Raw genomic sequence first — 17,126 nt, 5'->3', positions numbered from 1 at the left:
CGATGACTAGTCAAGAAGGTAGCAGCAATAGCAATAATAGCAGTGGTAATAATAATGGTGGGGGTGATTCAAAGCCGGCCGATCCTTTTGGATTTGAAGATGCCAATAAGCTAGGGAGTGCGTATCGGTCGGCCACTTTCGCCTTTGTAGCTCAATACGAGAAACAGTACGCGCAATCGGTTGCGGATGGGGCGGATGCTCAAGCTGCAATCAGGCAGGCACTGGTAGCTGGGCATAATAGACAGTCCCAAGTTTTTTTGGACTATGCTAGCGCGGCGGAATCAGTTAGTGATCCAAGATGGAAGGCTGCTTATTCAGAGGCTGCAGTTTCAGCTGCGCGTGAAGCGAGTGCTTTGGCTGGTGCTCAAGGACCAATGTCTGATGTGTTGAATGCATATTATTTAGAGTCAACTTCAAAATATGCATCTTTAATGAATGCAAGTCCCGCTCTGCGGTTTGCTGCAAAACACGGGGGGCCAGTGGGGGATTTGGTGGATATTGGTGCTGCCACTTTGTATGGTACACCTGGAGATGTGGCTAAAGCGGTTGTAGGCGCCGCAATGGGAGCAGCTGCAGGAACTATTGCGACCGGAGTCCTCGGATTCTTAGGAATTACTGGAGCTCCTGCTATAGCAGTCGTCGCCGCTGTAGCTATTGGTGTAGGAGTATTGGCTCCGGATTTTGTTCCTGACAGTGAATGGAATAAATTGGGAGACTGGGGTAAAGAAGCAATCAAAGATGTGGCAGATTGGTTTGAGGACGCGTGGAGTGATACGGCTAAGTGGTGGGGCGACCGTTTTGATGAGTTAGGCGACTCACTAAGAGATATGTTCGATCGTGCAAGAAACTTTGTGCCACGCCGCGATCCTCTGGTTATCGACCTTGACGATGACGGAATCGAGACAGTAGAAGCGAACGGCTCAATCCTTTTTGATCATGATGGTGACGGTGTAAAAAGCGGAACTGGGTGGATTAAGTCTGACGACGCATTTGTAGTTATGGATAGGAACGGAAATGGTAGGATTGATGACGGATCCGAACTTTTCGGAGCGGATACCGATCTTTCGTCTGGAGTGAAGGCTTCCTCTGGGTTTTCTGCGCTTGCCGATCTAGACAGCAATAAGGATGGTGTTTTTAGTTCGGCTGATAGTCAATTCGGTGACGTCCGTTTATGGCGCGATTTGAATCAGGACGGTATTTCGCAGTCCAATGAATTATTCGCATTTGAAAGTTTGAATGTTTCTAGGATTACATTGAGGCCGACTGTTACTGATGATTTGGATCTCGGTAACGGAAATGTAGTGGATAATCGGGGTGCTTATGAGCGTGTTGATGGGACTATAGGGCTCGCTGGCGATCTTCAGCTTGCTATGAATAATTTTTTTCGTGATTTTAGTGGGTCGCTGAATCCTATTGACGCGACGAGTAAAGCTAGCTTGCTGCCAAACCTAAAGGGTAGCGGTGCCGTACGAGATTTAAAGGAAGCTGGGAGCTTATCTGTAGAGTTGTTGGCTTCTATACAAGCGATTTCACCTGGAACATCTCGCGATTCGATGAGAGCCTCGCTTGACGCTATCCTCACCCAATGGGCGGCGACCTCCACAATGCAGAGCAGTGAAGAGATGCTTGAATCTGTCGGGGGCGCGCGCGAGCTGCTTTATCGTGGCGTTCTCCCAGCCGATGTCGCGGCCCAGAGCCCCGAAGCTATAGATGCTTGGATTAAGCAGCAGCATGCAGAGCTTGGTCCAATGATTGCCATCTTGGAAAAATTCAATGGCTCCAGTCTGATCAGCTATCGTTATGACCAAGCGTCGACCGGGGGCAGTTCCTATTCATGGAGCGAGTTGTCCAAGTTGGACGGAACTAAGTTTTTTTCTATGAGTATTTTATTGCAGCCCGAGCAGATCGAAGCGCTCAGAGCTGCCTATGCGAGCTTAAAAGAGTCGGTGTATGCAGGCTTGGTGATGGAGACGCGTCTGAAAGGTTATTTGGACGGCGTTAGCATTAAGCTCGTGGATGGTGAATTCAAGTTCGATGTCCTCGGATTGACAGCCAAGCTTTCGGATAAGTGGAAAGAAAGTAAGAGCGAGGCTCTGCAAGACGCTATCGATTTGTATCGCTACGGCGGAGGCTTTCTTGCGGACACAGGCTGGAACGGTGTTGATGCTCTTCGGGCAATGATCGATCAAGCCAAAGTTTCGCCGGAAGGACTCGCTGCACTGGTAAGCTCGGATATTAACCTCGTGTCTGGGGTCGCGCAGCTGGGGTCACGCGATGACATCATCTGGGGAAGTGCTGGCGGCGATGATTTGCGAGGAGGACTTGGTGACGACCTCATTGTCGGTGAGCGTGGCAATGATTCGCTTTACGGCGAGTCCGGAGGCGATAAGGTGTTTGGCGGAGATGGAAATGATGTGCTATTCGGTGGGGAGGGCAATGACTTGCTGGATGGTGGGGTCGGAAATGACACGCTGTACGGTGGTGCCGGTACGGACCGTCTTGACGGTGGCGCGGGTGACGACTATCTAAGCGGGGATGCTGGTAGTGACGTTTACCTGTTCGGCCGAGGTTCTGGTAGGGATACTGTCTCCAACTATCACTCTGCCGGCGAGGAGGATCGGATTCTGATTGCAGACGATTTGTCTGCAGCTGATATCAAGGTTTCCCGTTACAGTGACGATCTGATCATTGAGATAGCTGGGACTAACGACCGCTTGGCTGTGTCGAACTATTTTTATAACGATGGAAATGGTCCTTACTCGGTAAAAGAGATTCGATTCGCTGACGGTACAATCTGGGACGTTGCAAAGCTCAGAGAGATGGTGCAGGTCGCAGGTGACGGAAGTGATCAATTGACCGGCTACCAAGGCAACGACAGCCTTTTTGGTGGGCGCGGTGATGACACCATCAACGGACAAGGTGGCGACGATCTGCTTGAGGGTGGTGAGGGGGGCGATAGCCTGTCTGGTGAGGCTGGCAATGATCGCCTATTCGGTGGTACGCAGAACGATACGCTCTATGGCGGTGAGGGTGACGACCAGCTCGATGGCGGAGCGAACAATGACACGCTTTATGGTGGCAGTGGCAATGACCGCCTGGAGGGCGGCGCCGGCAATGACTACTTGAGCGGGGACGCAGGAAGCGACATCTACCTGTTTGGTCGCGCTTCCGGACAGGACACGATCAGCAACTACAACTATGACGGTGGTTCCACTGATGTGTTGGAGTTGGCTGCGGATGTTGCCGTGTCAGATGTGACGATTTGGCGCTATAGCGATGACTTGGTGCTGACGATCAATGGGACGGATGCTCGCGTTACTGTCAGTAGCTACTTCTATAACGATGCTAACGGTCCATATGCGCTCAATCAGGTGCGTTTTGCTGATGGGACAGTTTGGGATGCTGCACAGATCAAGTCGTTGGTGCAGGCCTCGACGTCCGGGAATGATCAGCTGACCGGCTACCAAGGCAACGATAGCCTTTCAGGTGGACGTGGGGACGACACTATCTATGGCCAAGCCGGAGACGACCTGCTTCAGGGTGGCGACGGTGGTGATAGCCTGTCAGGCGACGCGGGTAATGACCTGCTGTTCGGTGGCGCGCAGAACGACATGCTCTCCGGTGGCGAGGGCGACGATCAGCTGGATGGCGGGACAAACAATGACACGCTCTATGGTGGCGGCGGCAATGACCGACTCGATGGCGGTACCGGCAACGACTACTTGAGCGGGGATGCAGGAAGCGACATCTACGTCTTTGGTCGCACTTCTGGGCAGGATACGATCAGCAACTATACCTATGACAGTGGTTCCACTGACGTGTTGGAGTTGGCAGCGGATGTTGCCGTCTCAGATGTGACGATTTGGCGCTATAGCGACGACTTGGTGCTGGCGATCAAGGGCTCGGATGCTCGCGTCACGGTAAGCAGCCACTTCTACAACAATGCCAATGGGCCATACGCGCTCGCTCAAGTGCGTTTTGCCGACGGAACGGTTTGGGATGCTGCACAGATCAAGTCATTGGTGCAGACCTCGACGGCCGGGAATGATCAGCTGACCGGCTATGATGGCAATGACGGTCTTTCCGGTGGACGTGGCGATGACACCATCAGTGGGCAAGGCGGAGACGATCTGCTTGATGGCGGCGAAGGTGCTGACAACCTTTCCGGGGAAGCGGGCAACGATCAATTGTTTGGTGGTACACAAAACGACACGCTTTATGGTGGTGAGGGCGATGATCGACTTGACGGAGGGGCAAATAACGACACGCTATACGGTGGTGGCGGTAATGACCGTCTGGATGGCGGTAGCGGAAATGACTATTTAAGCGGAGACGTCGGAAGCGATACCTATGTTTTTGGCCGAACCTCCGGTCAGGACACGATCTTCAACTACACCTATGACAGTGGTTCCACTGACGTTCTGGAGTTGGCTGCAGATGTTGCGGTGTCAGATGTGACGATCTGGCGCTATAGCGACGACTTGGTGCTTGCAATCAATGGGACCGATGCGCGCGTTACGGTGAGCAGTCACTTTTATAACGATGGCAACGGGCCATATGCGCTCACTCAGGTGCGTTTTGCAGATGGAACGGTGTGGGATGCGGCACAGATCAAGTCACTGGTGCAGATCGCGACGGCCGGAAACGATCAGCTGACCGGTTACCAGGACAATGACAGTCTTTCCGGCGGACGCGGTGACGACACCATCAACGGACGTGGCGGAGATGACCTGCTTGACGGTGGTGAAGGTGCCGACAATCTTTCTGGCGATGCGGGCAATGATCGACTGTTCGGCGGTATGCAGAACGACACGCTTTATGGTGGCGAAGGTGACGACCAGATGGAGGGCGGAGCCAATAGTGACACTCTGTATGGTGGCGGCGGCAATGATCGCCTGGAGGGCGGTTCCGGCAATGACTATCTGAGCGGTGATGCCGGAAGCGACACCTACGTGTTCGGCCGCGACTCAGGCCAGGACACGATCAGCAACTATAGCTATGAAAGCACGTCTACCGACGTCATTGAGCTAGCTGCGGATGTTGCTGTGGACGATGTCACCATTTGGCGCTACAGCAACGATCTCATGCTGACCATTAAGGGAACCGATGCGCAGGTCAGAGTTGGCAGTCACTTTTACAACGATGGTAGGGAGCTGTATGCAGTCAGCCAGATACGTTTTGCTGATGGAACGGTGTGGGATGGTGCACAGATCAAAGCATTGGTGCAGGTCCCCACAGCAAGAGATGATCAGCTAATTGGTTACCAGGGCAGCGACAGCCTTTCTGGGGGGCGTGGCGATGACACCCTCAACGGCCAAGGTGGAGACGATCTACTCGATGGCGGTGAGGGCTCGGATAGCCTTTATGGTGAAGTCGGCAATGACTTGCTGCTCGGTGGTGCCCAAAACGATAGGCTGTACGGTGGAGAAGGCAATGACCGTCTAGATGGCGGCGCCGGCAATGACTACCTGAGCGGAGACGTCGGAGCTGACACCTATGTGTTTGGTCGCACCTCTGGGCAGGACACGATTAGCAACTACAGCTATGACAGTGGCTCCACTGACGTGCTGGAGCTGGCTGCGGATGTTGCTGTGGCTGACCTTATGGTTTGGCGTTATAGCAACGACCTGATAATAGCAATTAAGGGGACAAATGCGCAGATCACAGTGGGTAGCTATTTCTATGAATCTGGAAGCACTTCCTACACAGTCGGAAAGATCAATTTTGCTGATGGAACTTCTTGGGCCTATGCGGACGTACTTAATTTAGTAATGCAGCAACCAGTTACGCAAAGCTACATTTATGGCACGGCCGAATCAGATATCCTCCAGGGTGCGTCGTCGCTTGATTATGTATATGGGTACGGCGGAGACGATGTGCTGGATGGTGGGGCTGGCAATGATACGCTCGACGGCGGCTACGGCAACGACGTGTATCGTTTTGGTCGTGACTCCGGCAACGACATCATCACGAATAACGATTGGGCCGCTGGTAAGCACGATGCGATCGTCATGGGTGAAGGCATCTCTACCGGAGACGTTTCGGTAGCACGGGACGGCGATAGCTTGGTGTTGAGCATCAAGGGCACCTCTGACAGTGTCCGGGTCAACAGCTACTTCTATGCTGATGCGACCTACGGCTATCAGGTAGAAGAGGTCCGCTTTGCCGACGGCACAGCTTGGGATATCGCTGCAATCAAGGCGCTGGTCCAGGCGGCAACGGACGGCAACGATGCACTGGCCGGCTATGCCACTGCCGATGTGCTCAACGGTGGTCTGGGTGATGACACCTTGTCAGGCTATGGAGGAGACGATGTTCTCCAGGGCGGGATCGGTGCCGATACGCTCTATGGCAATGAGGGTAATGACACGCTCGATGGCGGTGATCAGAACGATCGCCTTTACGGCGGCAGTGGGAACGACCTTCTGCTCGGTGGCGTCGGCACTGATAGTTTATCTGGCGAGAATGGCGACGACCTTTTAGACGGTGGTGCAGGCAACGATACCCTTGACGGTGGCTTCGGCAACGACGTCTACATCTTCGGACGTGGCTCTGGTAACGATCTCATCGTCAACTACGATTGGACCGCAGGCAAACGCGATGCGATCCTCATGGGTGAGGGCATCTCTACTGGAGACGTTTCGGTAGCACGGGACGGCGATAGTTTGGTGTTGAGCATCAAGGGTACCTCTGACAGTGTCCGGGTCAACAGCTACTTCTATGCTGATGCGACCTACGGCTATCAGGTAGAAGAGGTCCGCTTTGCCGACGGCACGACCTGGGATATCGCTGCAATCAAGGCGCTGGTCCAGGTGGCAACGGACGGCAACGATGCACTGACGGGCTATGCCACTGCCGATGTGCTCAACAGTGGTCTGGGTGATGACACCTTGTCAGGCTATGGAGGGGACGATGTTCTCCAGGGCGGGATTGGTGCCGATGCGCTCTATGGTAATGAAGGTAATGACACGCTCGATGGTGGGGATCAGAACGATCGCCTTTACGGCGGCAGCGGGAACGATCTGCTGCTTGGCGGCGTCGGTAACGATGGTTTGTCCGGTGATGAGGGCGATGACATCCTGGACGGCGGTGCTGGCAATGACGCACTCGACGGCGGCTACGGCAACGACGTGTACCGGTTTGGTCGCGGGTCTGGAATTGACTCCATCACCAACTACGATTGGACGGCAGGCAAGCGCGATGCGATCGTCATGGGCGAAGGGATCTCTGCCGGTGATGTTGCGGTAGCACGGGATGGCGATACGCTGGTGCTGAATCTCAAGGGCACGTCTGACACCGTGCGCGTCAACAGCTACTTCTACGCTGATGCCACGTACGGCTACCAGGTGGAAGAGGTTCGCTTTGCCGACGGCACGACCTGGGATATCGCTGCAATCAAGGCGCTGGTCCAGGTGGCAACGGACGGCAACGATGCACTGACCGGCTATGCCACTACCGATGTGCTCAACGGTGGTCTGGGTGATGACACCTTGTCAGGCTATGGCGGGGACGATGTTCTCCAGGGCGGGATTGGTGCCGATACGCTCTATGGCAATGAGGGTAATGACACGCTCGATGGTGGGGATCAGAACGACCGTCTTTATGGTGGCGTCGGCAGCGATGTGCTGCTTGGCGGCGTCGGTAACGATGGTTTGTCCGGTGATGAGGGCGATGACATCCTGGACGGCGGTGCTGGCAATGACGCACTCGACGGCGGCTACGGCAACGACGTGTACCGGTTTGGTCGTGACTCCGGCAACGACATCATCACGAATAACGATTGGGCCGCTGGTAAGCACGATGCGATCGTCATGGGTGAAGGTATCTCTACCGGAGACGTCTCGATAGCACGGGACGGTGATAGCTTGGTGTTGAGCATCAAGGGCACCTCGGACAGTGTCCGGGTCAACAGCTACTTCTATGCTGATGCGACCTACGGCTATCAGGTAGAAGAGGTTCGCTTTGCCGACGGCACGACCTGGGATATCGCTGCAATCAAGGCGCTGGTCCAGGTGGCAACGGACGGCAACGATGCACTGACGGGCTATGCCACTGCCGATGTGCTCAACGGTGGTCTGGGTGATGACACCTTGTCAGGCTATGGAGGGGACGATGTTCTCCAGGGCGGGATTGGTGCCGATACGCTCTATGGCAATGAGGGTAATGACACGCTCGATGGTGGGGATCAGAACGACCGTCTTTATGGTGGCGTCGGCAGCGATGTGCTGCTTGGCGGCGTCGGTAACGATGGTTTGTCTGGTGATGAGGGCGATGACATCCTGGACGGCGGTGCTGGCAATGACACACTCGACGGCGGCTACGGCAACGACGTGTACCGGTTTGGTCGTGGATCTGGAGGTGACTCCATCACCAACTACGATTGGACGGCAGGCAAGCGCGATGCGATCGTCATGGGCGAAGGGATCTCTGCCGGTGATGTTGCGGTAGCACGGGATGGCGATACGCTGGTGCTGAATCTCAAGGGCACGTCTGATACCGTGCGCGTCAACAGCTACTTCTACGCTGATGCCACGTACGGCTACCAGGTGGAAGAGGTTCGCTTTGCCGACGGCACGACCTGGGATATCGCTGCAATCAAGGCGCTGGTCCAGGTGGCAACGGACGGCAACGATGCACTGACCGGCTATGCCACTACCGATGTGCTCAACGGTGGTCTGGGTGATGACACCTTGTCAGGCTATGGAGGGGACGATGTTCTCCAGGGCGGGATTGGTGCCGATACGCTCTATGGCAATGAGGGTAATGACACGCTCGATGGTGGGGATCAGAACGACCGTCTTTATGGTGGCGTCGGCAGCGATGTGCTGCTTGGCGGCGTCGGTAACGATGGTTTGTCTGGTGATGAGGGCGATGACATCCTGGACGGCGGTGCTGGCAATGACACACTCGACGGCGGCTACGGCAACGACGTGTACCGCTTCGGTCGTGGGTCTGGTAGCGATCGTATTTCTAGCTACGACTATTCGTCTAGCGGCGACAAAGTTATCTTTGGCGACGGAGTTGCGATTGATCAGATCTGGTTGGCGCGGACTGGTAATGACCTCGTGCTTTCGATTGCCGGGACGAATGACCAGCTATCTATCGCAAACTGGTTCTCCGATTCCGGCTATCAGGTGGATCAGTTGCAGACGGCTGAGGGGAGGGTCCTTGACGTAAGTGAAGTAGCTAACTTGGTAGCCGCAATGTCCAGTTACAATGCGCCTGTTGGTGGTCAGACGACACTAAGCTCGCCAGAGTACGAAAAGCTGATCCCCGTGATCGTAGCTAGCTGGTAATTAAAAAGCCCCGCTTATGCGGGGCTTTTTTTGGCCACCTGAGGCCACTAAGGAAGTGTCGACTCCCCGTAAAATTGGTCCATCCATACTTAAAGGTCTCCGGGCACACTAGCCACTGAGGAGACCAACGATGCGCAAGAGCAAGTTCACCGAGAGCCAGATTGTCGCCACGCTGAAGCAGGTTGAGGGCGGCCGCCAGGTCAAGGATGTGTGCCGTGAGCTGGGTATTTCCGACGCGACGTACTACGTCTGGAAGTCCAAGTACGGTGGCATGGAGGCTGCTGATGTGCAGCGCCTTCGCGACCTGGAGACCGAGCACAGCAAGCTCAAACGCATGTACGCCGAGCTTGCGATGGAAAACCACGCATTGAAGGATGTCATCGCAAAAAAGCTGTAGACCCGGCGCACAAACGCCCGCTTCTTGCCTGGCTCGTCGAGCAGCATGGTTGGAGCGAGGGCCGGGCCTGTGCGGTTGTTGGCGTGGCTCGCTCGACAGCGCGCTATCGGCGCCGTCCCGATCGCGACGAGGAGGTCATTGCGCTGCTGTCCGAATTGGCCGAGCGCTTTCCCGAGCGTGGTTTTGGAAAGCTTTTTCAGATCATCCGCCGTCGCGGACACGTGTGAAATCACAAAAGGGTGTGGCGCGTGTACTGCCTGATGAAGCTCAATCAACGGCGTCGCAGCAGGCGCCGGGTCCCGACCCGTCATCCGCAGCCGCTGGCATGCGGCGATGGACCCAATGCTGGATGGTCGATCGACTTCATGTCCGATGCGCTGTGGGATGGCCGACGCTTCCGTACGTTCAATGTCATCGACGACTTCAGCCGGGAAGCCTTGGCGATCGAAGTGGACTTGAATCTTCCGGCCGCCCGCGTCATCCGCACCTTGGAACGCATCGCCGCCTGGCGAGGCTACCCCGGCAAACTTCGCTTGGACAATGGCCCGGAGTTTGTTGCATTGGCATTGGCCGAGTGGGCCGAGCGCAAGGGCATCGCCTTGGACTTCATCGAGCCGGGGCGTCCAATGCAAAACGGTTTCATCGAACGCTTCAACGGCAGCTACCGGCGCGGCGTGCTGGACATGCATCTGTTCCGCACGCTAAGCGAGGTTCGCGAACAGACCGAACACTGGCTGGCCGACTACAACCACCAGATCCCGCATGACAGCCTGGGCGGGCTAACGCCCGCCGAGTTCCGCGATCAACATCAACCGCAGACCTCTAGTTTTGGCTGGCACTGAATTAAGGGGAGTCGACAGAAGGTCTGATCAACTCACTACAGATGCGCGACACTACCGCCTCATGTAGAGGATTCATCCATGCAGCTGACGTTCGGTGACGCTGAGGGCCTGGGCAAGGGTAAGCAAACCCGGCGCGAGATATTTCTGGCCGAGATGGAGCAGGTCGTTCCGTGGCAGCAACTGCTTGCGCTGATCGCGCCGCACTATCCGGTGTCGGGGCGGCCCGGTCGGCAGCCGTACGCACTGGCGACCATGTTGCGGATTCATCTGTTGCAGGAATGGTATGCGTTGAGCGATCCGGCGATGGAAGAAGCGCTGCACGAGATTCCGACCTTGCGGCGGTTTGCCCAGCTCGGTGGGTTGGACGACATTCCCGACGAGACCACGATTCTCAATTTTCGGCGCCTACTGGAGACCCATGGCCTTGCCACGCAGATGCTGGAGGCCGTCAACGCGCATCTGGCGCGCAAGGGTCAAAGTTTGCGGTCGGGCACGATCGTCGATGCAACGCTGATCGCTGCGCCCAGCTCAACCAAGAACGCAGACCATGCGCGTGATCCTGAGATGCATCAGACCAAGAAAGGCAACCAGTGGTATTTCGGGATGAAGGCGCACATCGGTGTGGATGAGTTTTCCGGACTGGTGCACCATGTGCATTGCACAGCGGCCAATGTCGGCGATGTCACGGTGACGCACGCATTACTGCATGGCAAAGAAGACAGCGTGTTCGGCGACAGCGGCTATCGCGGCGCGGACAAACGCCAAGAACTGCAGGACTGCCAAGCGGCATTCTTCATCGCCGCCAGACCCTCGACGATGCAACGCATTGGCAACAAACGCGAGCGTGCTCGGGAACAGCGTTGGGAACACTTCAAGGCCAGCGTGCGCGCGAAGGTGGAGCATCCATTCCGGGTGATCAAGCGCCAGTTTGGCTACACCAAGGTCCGCTATCGCGGCCTGGCCAAGAACACGGCACAAGTGCTGACCTTGTTTGCGCTGTCAAACCTGTGGATGAAGCGAAAGCAGTTACTGCCTGCGATGGGGAGCGTGCGCCCGTAACCCAGGAAATTCTACGAAAAACGCCATAAATGGCGAGAAATCCGAAACTTCAAACCCGACTCTCCGGAACGATGCCACCTTCCGCCCTGTCAGGCATCGTTGTTCAGACCTTCCTTAGGTAATGTAGTGGCATGCCACCGGGCTGGAGCATGAGGGCTTTTGTTGTTTGTTTCTATAGAGGCTTGCTACGCATACCGACATTGGTATCGGGTGCAGGTCGGGTAGCGCCGCCGAGATTCAGACTAGAATTCCCCCATGAGCAACGCACCTCCAGATTACCCCACCCTCCAATCCATCGGCTGGCCCTGGCCCGGGCCGCCGGAGGAGGCGACCTGGCAGGCGGTGTTCGCTGCGCATCCGCAGGCGTTGCCGGCGCGGGTGGTGGAACAGCATCGCACCGGCTATGTGGTGGCCGATACGCCGGAGGCGAGCCTGAAGGCGGAGTCGTTGCAGGAGTGGCAGCGGCCGCGCTTTCCCAGCCATGAGCGGGCGGCGGTGGGCGATTGGGTGCTGATGGAGGGCAAGCGCATCGTGGCGCTGCTGCCGCGGCGCACCTCGATCAAGCGCGGTGCGGCCGGCGAGCATTATCACCAGCAGGTGATCGCGGCCAATATCGATACGGTGTTCATCGTGTGCGGGCTGGATGCGGACTTCAATCCGCGCCGCATCGAGCGCTATCTGCTGCTGGTCGGCGGCGGCGGTGCGGAACCGGTGGTGGTGCTGACCAAGGCCGACCAGACCGAATACGCCGAGGATGCATTGGCGGTGCTGGAGGAGCTGGAGGCGCAGAACATTCCGTTGCGCGCGGTCAACGCCAAGGACCCGGACAGTGTGGCCGCGTTGCGGCCGTGGCTAGGCGATGGGCGCACGGCGGTACTGGTGGGCTCGTCCGGTGCTGGCAAATCGACGCTGACCAATACGCTGCTCGGCACGCAGAAGATGAAGACCAATGCGGTGCGCGAAAACGATTCGCGTGGCCGGCATACCACCACGCATCGTGCGCTGATCCCGCTGCCCACCGGTGCATGTCTGATCGATACGCCGGGCATGCGCGAGCTCAAGCCCACCGGTGAAGAGGATCTGGCCGAAGGCGGCTTTTCCGATGTGGAGGCGCTGGCGGCGCAGTGCCGCTTCAATGACTGCGCACACATCGCCGAGCCCGGTTGCGCGGTGCGTGCGGCGATCGAGGCCGATACGCTGGATCCGGAGCGGGTGGCCAACTACATGAAGCTGCGCGTGGAAGTGGCCGCCGCCGCCGAAAAGCTTGCCACTCGGGTCGCGCAGAACACGCGCGGCAAGGGATCGGGCAAGCGACCGGCCAGCGTCGATCGCCCCGGGCGGCGCTGAGCATGCCTTCGCGCAAAGGCCCGCCGGACATCGTCCATCACGCGGCGCTGGACGCGCGTTTGGTCAAGGCGGTGCGCGGCGTGCGCCTGCTGGCGTTGGCCAGCTGGCCGCGCTCGCTGCAGGAACCGTTTCTGCACAGCGTGGCGCGTGGGCAGCCGGAATTACCGCAGGTGGAGTACCCCTCGCTCGATTTCGGCGACACCCGGCGCGAACTGTCCGCCATCGCAAAAGCCGCCGACCCGCATCATCCCATCGGTGCGTATCTGATCGATTCGACCCATAGCTGGGACCTGGCGGCCGGACTGCTGGAGTCGCTGGGTACTGCCGCGGTCAGCGATTACTCGGCGCAGCTGTTCGGCGTGCCCGACGACCCGATGCCGGGCAACGGCCCGACCACGCGTGAGGCGGCGCGCCATTTCATCCAGATCGCGCAGGAACTGGACCGCGAGCTGCTGGCGCCGGAAGAGCAGGTGCCGGTCTCGGCCACCGCCTTGCGCATGCAGCTGCAGAACGACCTGGACGCGTTCTTCGACGGACGCGTCATCACCGTCACGCTCGACCCGGATCTGCTGGCCAAGGCGGCCGCCGGTGCACACCGCATCCGCCTGCGTACCGGCGCCACCTTCAGCGATTACGACCGCGCGCAGTTGTTCCATCACGAAGCGCTGGTGCATTCGCTCACCGCGCTCAATGGCCGCGCGCAGGTGCACCTGCCGAGCCTGGGCATTTCCTCGCCGCGCACTACCGCCACGCAGGAGGGTCTGGCGACGTTTGCCGAGCAGATCACCGGCAGCATCGATATCGAACGCATGAAACGCATCAGCCTGCGCATCGAGGCGATTGCGATGGCGCGCGCGGGTGCCGACTTCATCGAGGTGTTTCGCTATTTCACCAATGGTGGCCAGAGCGCGGCGGAGAGTTTTTCATCCGCCCAGCGCGTGTTCCGCGGCGTGCCCACCGGCGGCGGCGGTGCATTCACCAAGGACACCGTCTACCTGCGCGGCCTGGTGGCCGTGCACACCTTTTTCCGGCATGCCTTGCAGCGCGACCAGCTGCAGCTATGCCGTTACCTGTTCGCCGGCAAGATGGCGCTCGGGGATGTAGCGCGTTTTGCGCCGTTGTTCGACAGCGGCGTGCTGGTCGCCCCACGCTGGCTGCCGCCGTGGGTGAGCCGGGCCAGCGGGCTGGCCGGCATGCTGGCGTTCTCGTTGTTTGCCAATCGCATCCGCATGGATCAACTGCAGCCGCCGGCGATCAATGTGTGAAGCGCCGCAGTGGCAAGAACGCAGCGATGACATTGGTGAATATTGCATCACACACCCACGCGCTCTACACGAGGCTGCAACGAGCTGGACTGCACACTGCCTGCCTCGCCCGAGACGGGCAACGACGCGAGGCAATGCGATGAAAATCCTGATGGTGCTCACTTCCCACGACCAGCTCGGCGATACCGGCAAGAAGACCGGCTTCTGGCTGGAAGAATTCGCCGCGCCGTATTACGTGTTCAAGGACGCGGGTGCAGACATCACCCTGGTCTCGCCCAAGGGCGGCCAGCCGCCGCTGGACCCCAAGAGCGACGAGCCAGACGCCCAAACCGACGCCACCAAGCGTTTCAAGCAGGACCCGGATGCGCAGAAGGCGTTGGCAAGCACGCACCGCCTGGCCGACGTCAAGGCCGACGACTTCGATGTGCTGTTCTACCCGGGTGGCCACGGCCCGCTGTGGGACCTGGCCGAAGATGCGCATTCCATCGCACTGATCGAGGCATTCGCCAAGGCCGGCAAGCCGCATGGGCTGGTTTGCCATGCACCGGGCGCGCTGCGCCGCGTCAAGGGCAGCGACGGCAAGCCGCTGGTCAACGGCCGCCGCGTCACCGGCTTCACCAATGGCGAAGAAGAAGGCGTGGGCCTGACCAAGATCGTGCCGTTCCTGGTTGAAGACGTGCTGACCGAACTTGGTGGCAAGTACGAAAAGGGCGCGGATTGGGGCGTGCACGTGGTCACCGACGGCACCCTGGTCACCGGGCAGAACCCCGCTTCGTCCGAGAAGACCGCAGAGACCTTGCTTACGTTGGCCAAGCGCTGATCTTGCGAAAGCCCCTCTCCGTCGGGGCGAAAAGGCACAGCTTGCGCGCCACAGGCGCGCGTGCCTTGGAGCGCCTGCGCCGCGAGCGCAGGCCGGGGCGCGGAGCGGGGGGTGGGGTGAGGGTACGGTTTGCCTGTAACGCGGCAAGCCGCTGCTCAACGCACCACCGCCCGCTCGCTCAGGCCCCACGCTGCAACCAACGCACCCCATAAGCCGGGAGCAAAAGCGACACGTTATCGCTCGGCGTTGCAACGTCCACCTCGCCGCCGGTCTCCAGCAGCGTCCAACCGCCACCGTCGATCGCCGCAAGCTCAACCGCAAGCGGCTGCTCGCAGAAATTATGCACGGCCACAAAGCTGTCGCCACGCGTCAACGCAAACAGTTGCGGATTGCCCAGCGCAACGCTGCCAAGCGTTTGACCGGCAGCCAATGCGGGAAGTGCGGCACGCTGCTGGATCAACCCACGCAGACGGCGATAGACCGCACCACTCAAGCTATCTGCATCGTGGCGTTGTGCGGCGGCCTGCCAATCCATCGCCGGCCGATGCAGCCAGCGGCCTTCGTGCTGGCGCTCGGCATCCGTGCGGTAACCGATGTCGTTGACCAGTGCCAATTCGTCGCCCATGTAGATCAGCGGCACGCCCGGCATCGCAAGCGCAACCGCGTACAGCAGCACCAGCCGGTTCACCGCAATCGTCAACGCCGCCGCATCGTCTGCATCGTGCGCCGCCTGGATGCCAGCCAACGCAGCGGCCATGCCGTTGGTGCCGTGCACGCCATCGCCGCTGCTTTGAAAGCTTTCGCCGCGTGCGTAGCTGCCCGGTACTTCATTGGCATAAAAGCGCGCGACATCGCGCAGTGAAAACGGCGGCTGCGTCGCGTTGCCGGCCGCTTCGTGCTGCAGCACGTTCCAGCCGATGTCGTCGTGGCAGCGCACATAGCTTAGCCATGCACAATTGGCAGGCAATGGCGGGCTGTGCGCGATGACGTTGTGCAGGATGTCGCCGCGTTGCAATGCCAGTGCCGACCACCCGGCTGCCATCAGCGTGCTGTGGTAAGCCAGATGACATTCGTGGCCCTGGTCCATGCCGCTGCCGAAGTACGGCGGCAGTTGCGTCATCGGCACGATCGCCTCGGCCTTCATTGCGACCGTCGGCGCCACGATGTCGGTCACCGCGCGCAACGCCACCAGCAAGGTGTGCGCCTCGGGCTGGTTCATGCAGTCGGTGCCGGTGCGCTTCCACAGGTACGCAGTGGAATCCAGGCGGAACGCTTCCACGCCCAGATTGGCCAGCTGCAGCATGGCCAGCGCCATGTCGCCGAACACGGCTGGGTTGCTCCAGTTCAAATCCCATTGGTAGGGATAGAACGTGGTCCACATCCATTGCGCGGTGTCGTCCACCCAGGTGAAGTTGCCCGGCGCGGTATGCGGGAACACTTGCCCCAGCGTGCGTTCGTACTGGTCGGGCAGGGAGCGGTCGGCGAAGTGATGGTAGTAGTCGAGATAGCGTGCATCGCCCGCGCGTGCGGCCTGGGCCCAGGCGTGATCGTCGGCGGTGTGGTTGAGCACGAAGTCGGCGCACAGGCTGATGTCGGCTTCGCGCAGGCGGGTGGTGAGTGCGACCAGGTCGTCGTTGTTGCCCAGGCGTGGTTCCACCTGGCCGTAATCGCTGACCGCAAAGCCGCCGTCATTGTCGCCGGCGCGTGCACGCAGGAACGGCAGCAGGTGCAGGTAACGCACGCCCAGTTCCTGCAGGTACGGCACGCGTTCTGCCACGCCCTGCAGCGTGCCGGCAAAGCGGTCCGAGTAGGCGCTGTAGCCCAGCATGTGCTGTTCGCCGAACCAGCCCGGCTGGCGTGTGGCATCGAGCTGTTGCAATGCCGCCGGCCGCTGCTGCGCGCTGTTGCCGAGCGCGCCCAGCCAGGACGTCAACCAGGTCGAGAAATCGCCGCGTTCGCCGTACAGCGTCTGCAGGGCATCCAGCAGGCGGGGCGCATGTGCATCGAAGCGCGCCAATAGCGTATCGGCACGTGATGCGTCCAACGGCGCAGCGAATGCTGCGCGCGCAGTGGTCAAACGGATAGGGGAGGTGCTCATCG

6 protein-coding genes and 1 pseudogene are annotated in these 17,126 nt (G+C 59.0%); 6 read left to right on the top strand and 1 reads right to left on the bottom strand.

Annotated features, from left to right (window positions below; genetic code table 11):
* Nucleotides 1–2: 2 nt before the first annotated feature.
* From ACCQ12_RS16485 to ACCQ12_RS16460, 6 genes and pseudogenes are all read left to right on the top strand, one after another.
* Nucleotides 3–9,296, top strand: coding sequence for a calcium-binding protein (locus tag ACCQ12_RS16485; protein WP_372382264.1), 9,294 nt, complete (start codon nt 3–5; stop codon nt 9,294–9,296).
* A gap of 130 nt (nt 9,297–9,426) precedes the next feature.
* Nucleotides 9,427–10,535: pseudogene (locus ACCQ12_RS16480) on the top strand (IS3 family transposase).
* A 78-nt stretch (nt 10,536–10,613) separates the two neighbouring features.
* Nucleotides 10,614–11,594, top strand: a complete 981-nt coding sequence (locus tag ACCQ12_RS16475; protein WP_372382263.1) for an IS5 family transposase — start codon at nt 10,614–10,616, stop codon at nt 11,592–11,594.
* A gap of 255 nt (nt 11,595–11,849) precedes the next feature.
* A complete protein-coding gene (gene rsgA / locus ACCQ12_RS16470) occupies nt 11,850–12,941 on the top strand; it encodes a ribosome small subunit-dependent GTPase A (RefSeq protein WP_104581395.1) in 1,092 nt (363 codons plus the stop codon).
* A gap of 2 nt (nt 12,942–12,943) precedes the next feature.
* On the top strand, nt 12,944–14,206 hold the full coding sequence (locus tag ACCQ12_RS16465; RefSeq protein WP_166744290.1) for a flavohemoglobin expression-modulating QEGLA motif protein: 1,263 nt from the start codon (nt 12,944–12,946) through the stop codon (nt 14,204–14,206).
* Nucleotides 14,207–14,345: 139 nt separating this feature from the next.
* On the top strand, nt 14,346–15,026 hold the full coding sequence (locus ACCQ12_RS16460) for a type 1 glutamine amidotransferase domain-containing protein (protein ID WP_372382262.1): 681 nt from the start codon (nt 14,346–14,348) through the stop codon (nt 15,024–15,026).
* A gap of 178 nt (nt 15,027–15,204) precedes the next feature.
* Here ACCQ12_RS16460 and ACCQ12_RS16455 read toward each other — a convergent pair whose 3' ends face one another.
* Nucleotides 15,205–17,124 (bottom strand): alpha-amylase family protein, encoded by a 1,920-nt coding sequence (locus tag ACCQ12_RS16455; protein ID WP_372382261.1) that lies wholly within the window; start codon nt 17,122–17,124, stop codon nt 15,205–15,207.
* Nucleotides 17,125–17,126: the final 2 nt, after the last annotated feature.

Origin of the sequence: Xanthomonas sp. NCPPB 1068 (assembly GCF_041479385.2) — a bacterium.
GTDB lineage: Bacteria > Pseudomonadota > Gammaproteobacteria > Xanthomonadales > Xanthomonadaceae > Xanthomonas > Xanthomonas cannabis.
This window is presented reverse-complemented; position numbering and strand designations above follow the sequence as displayed.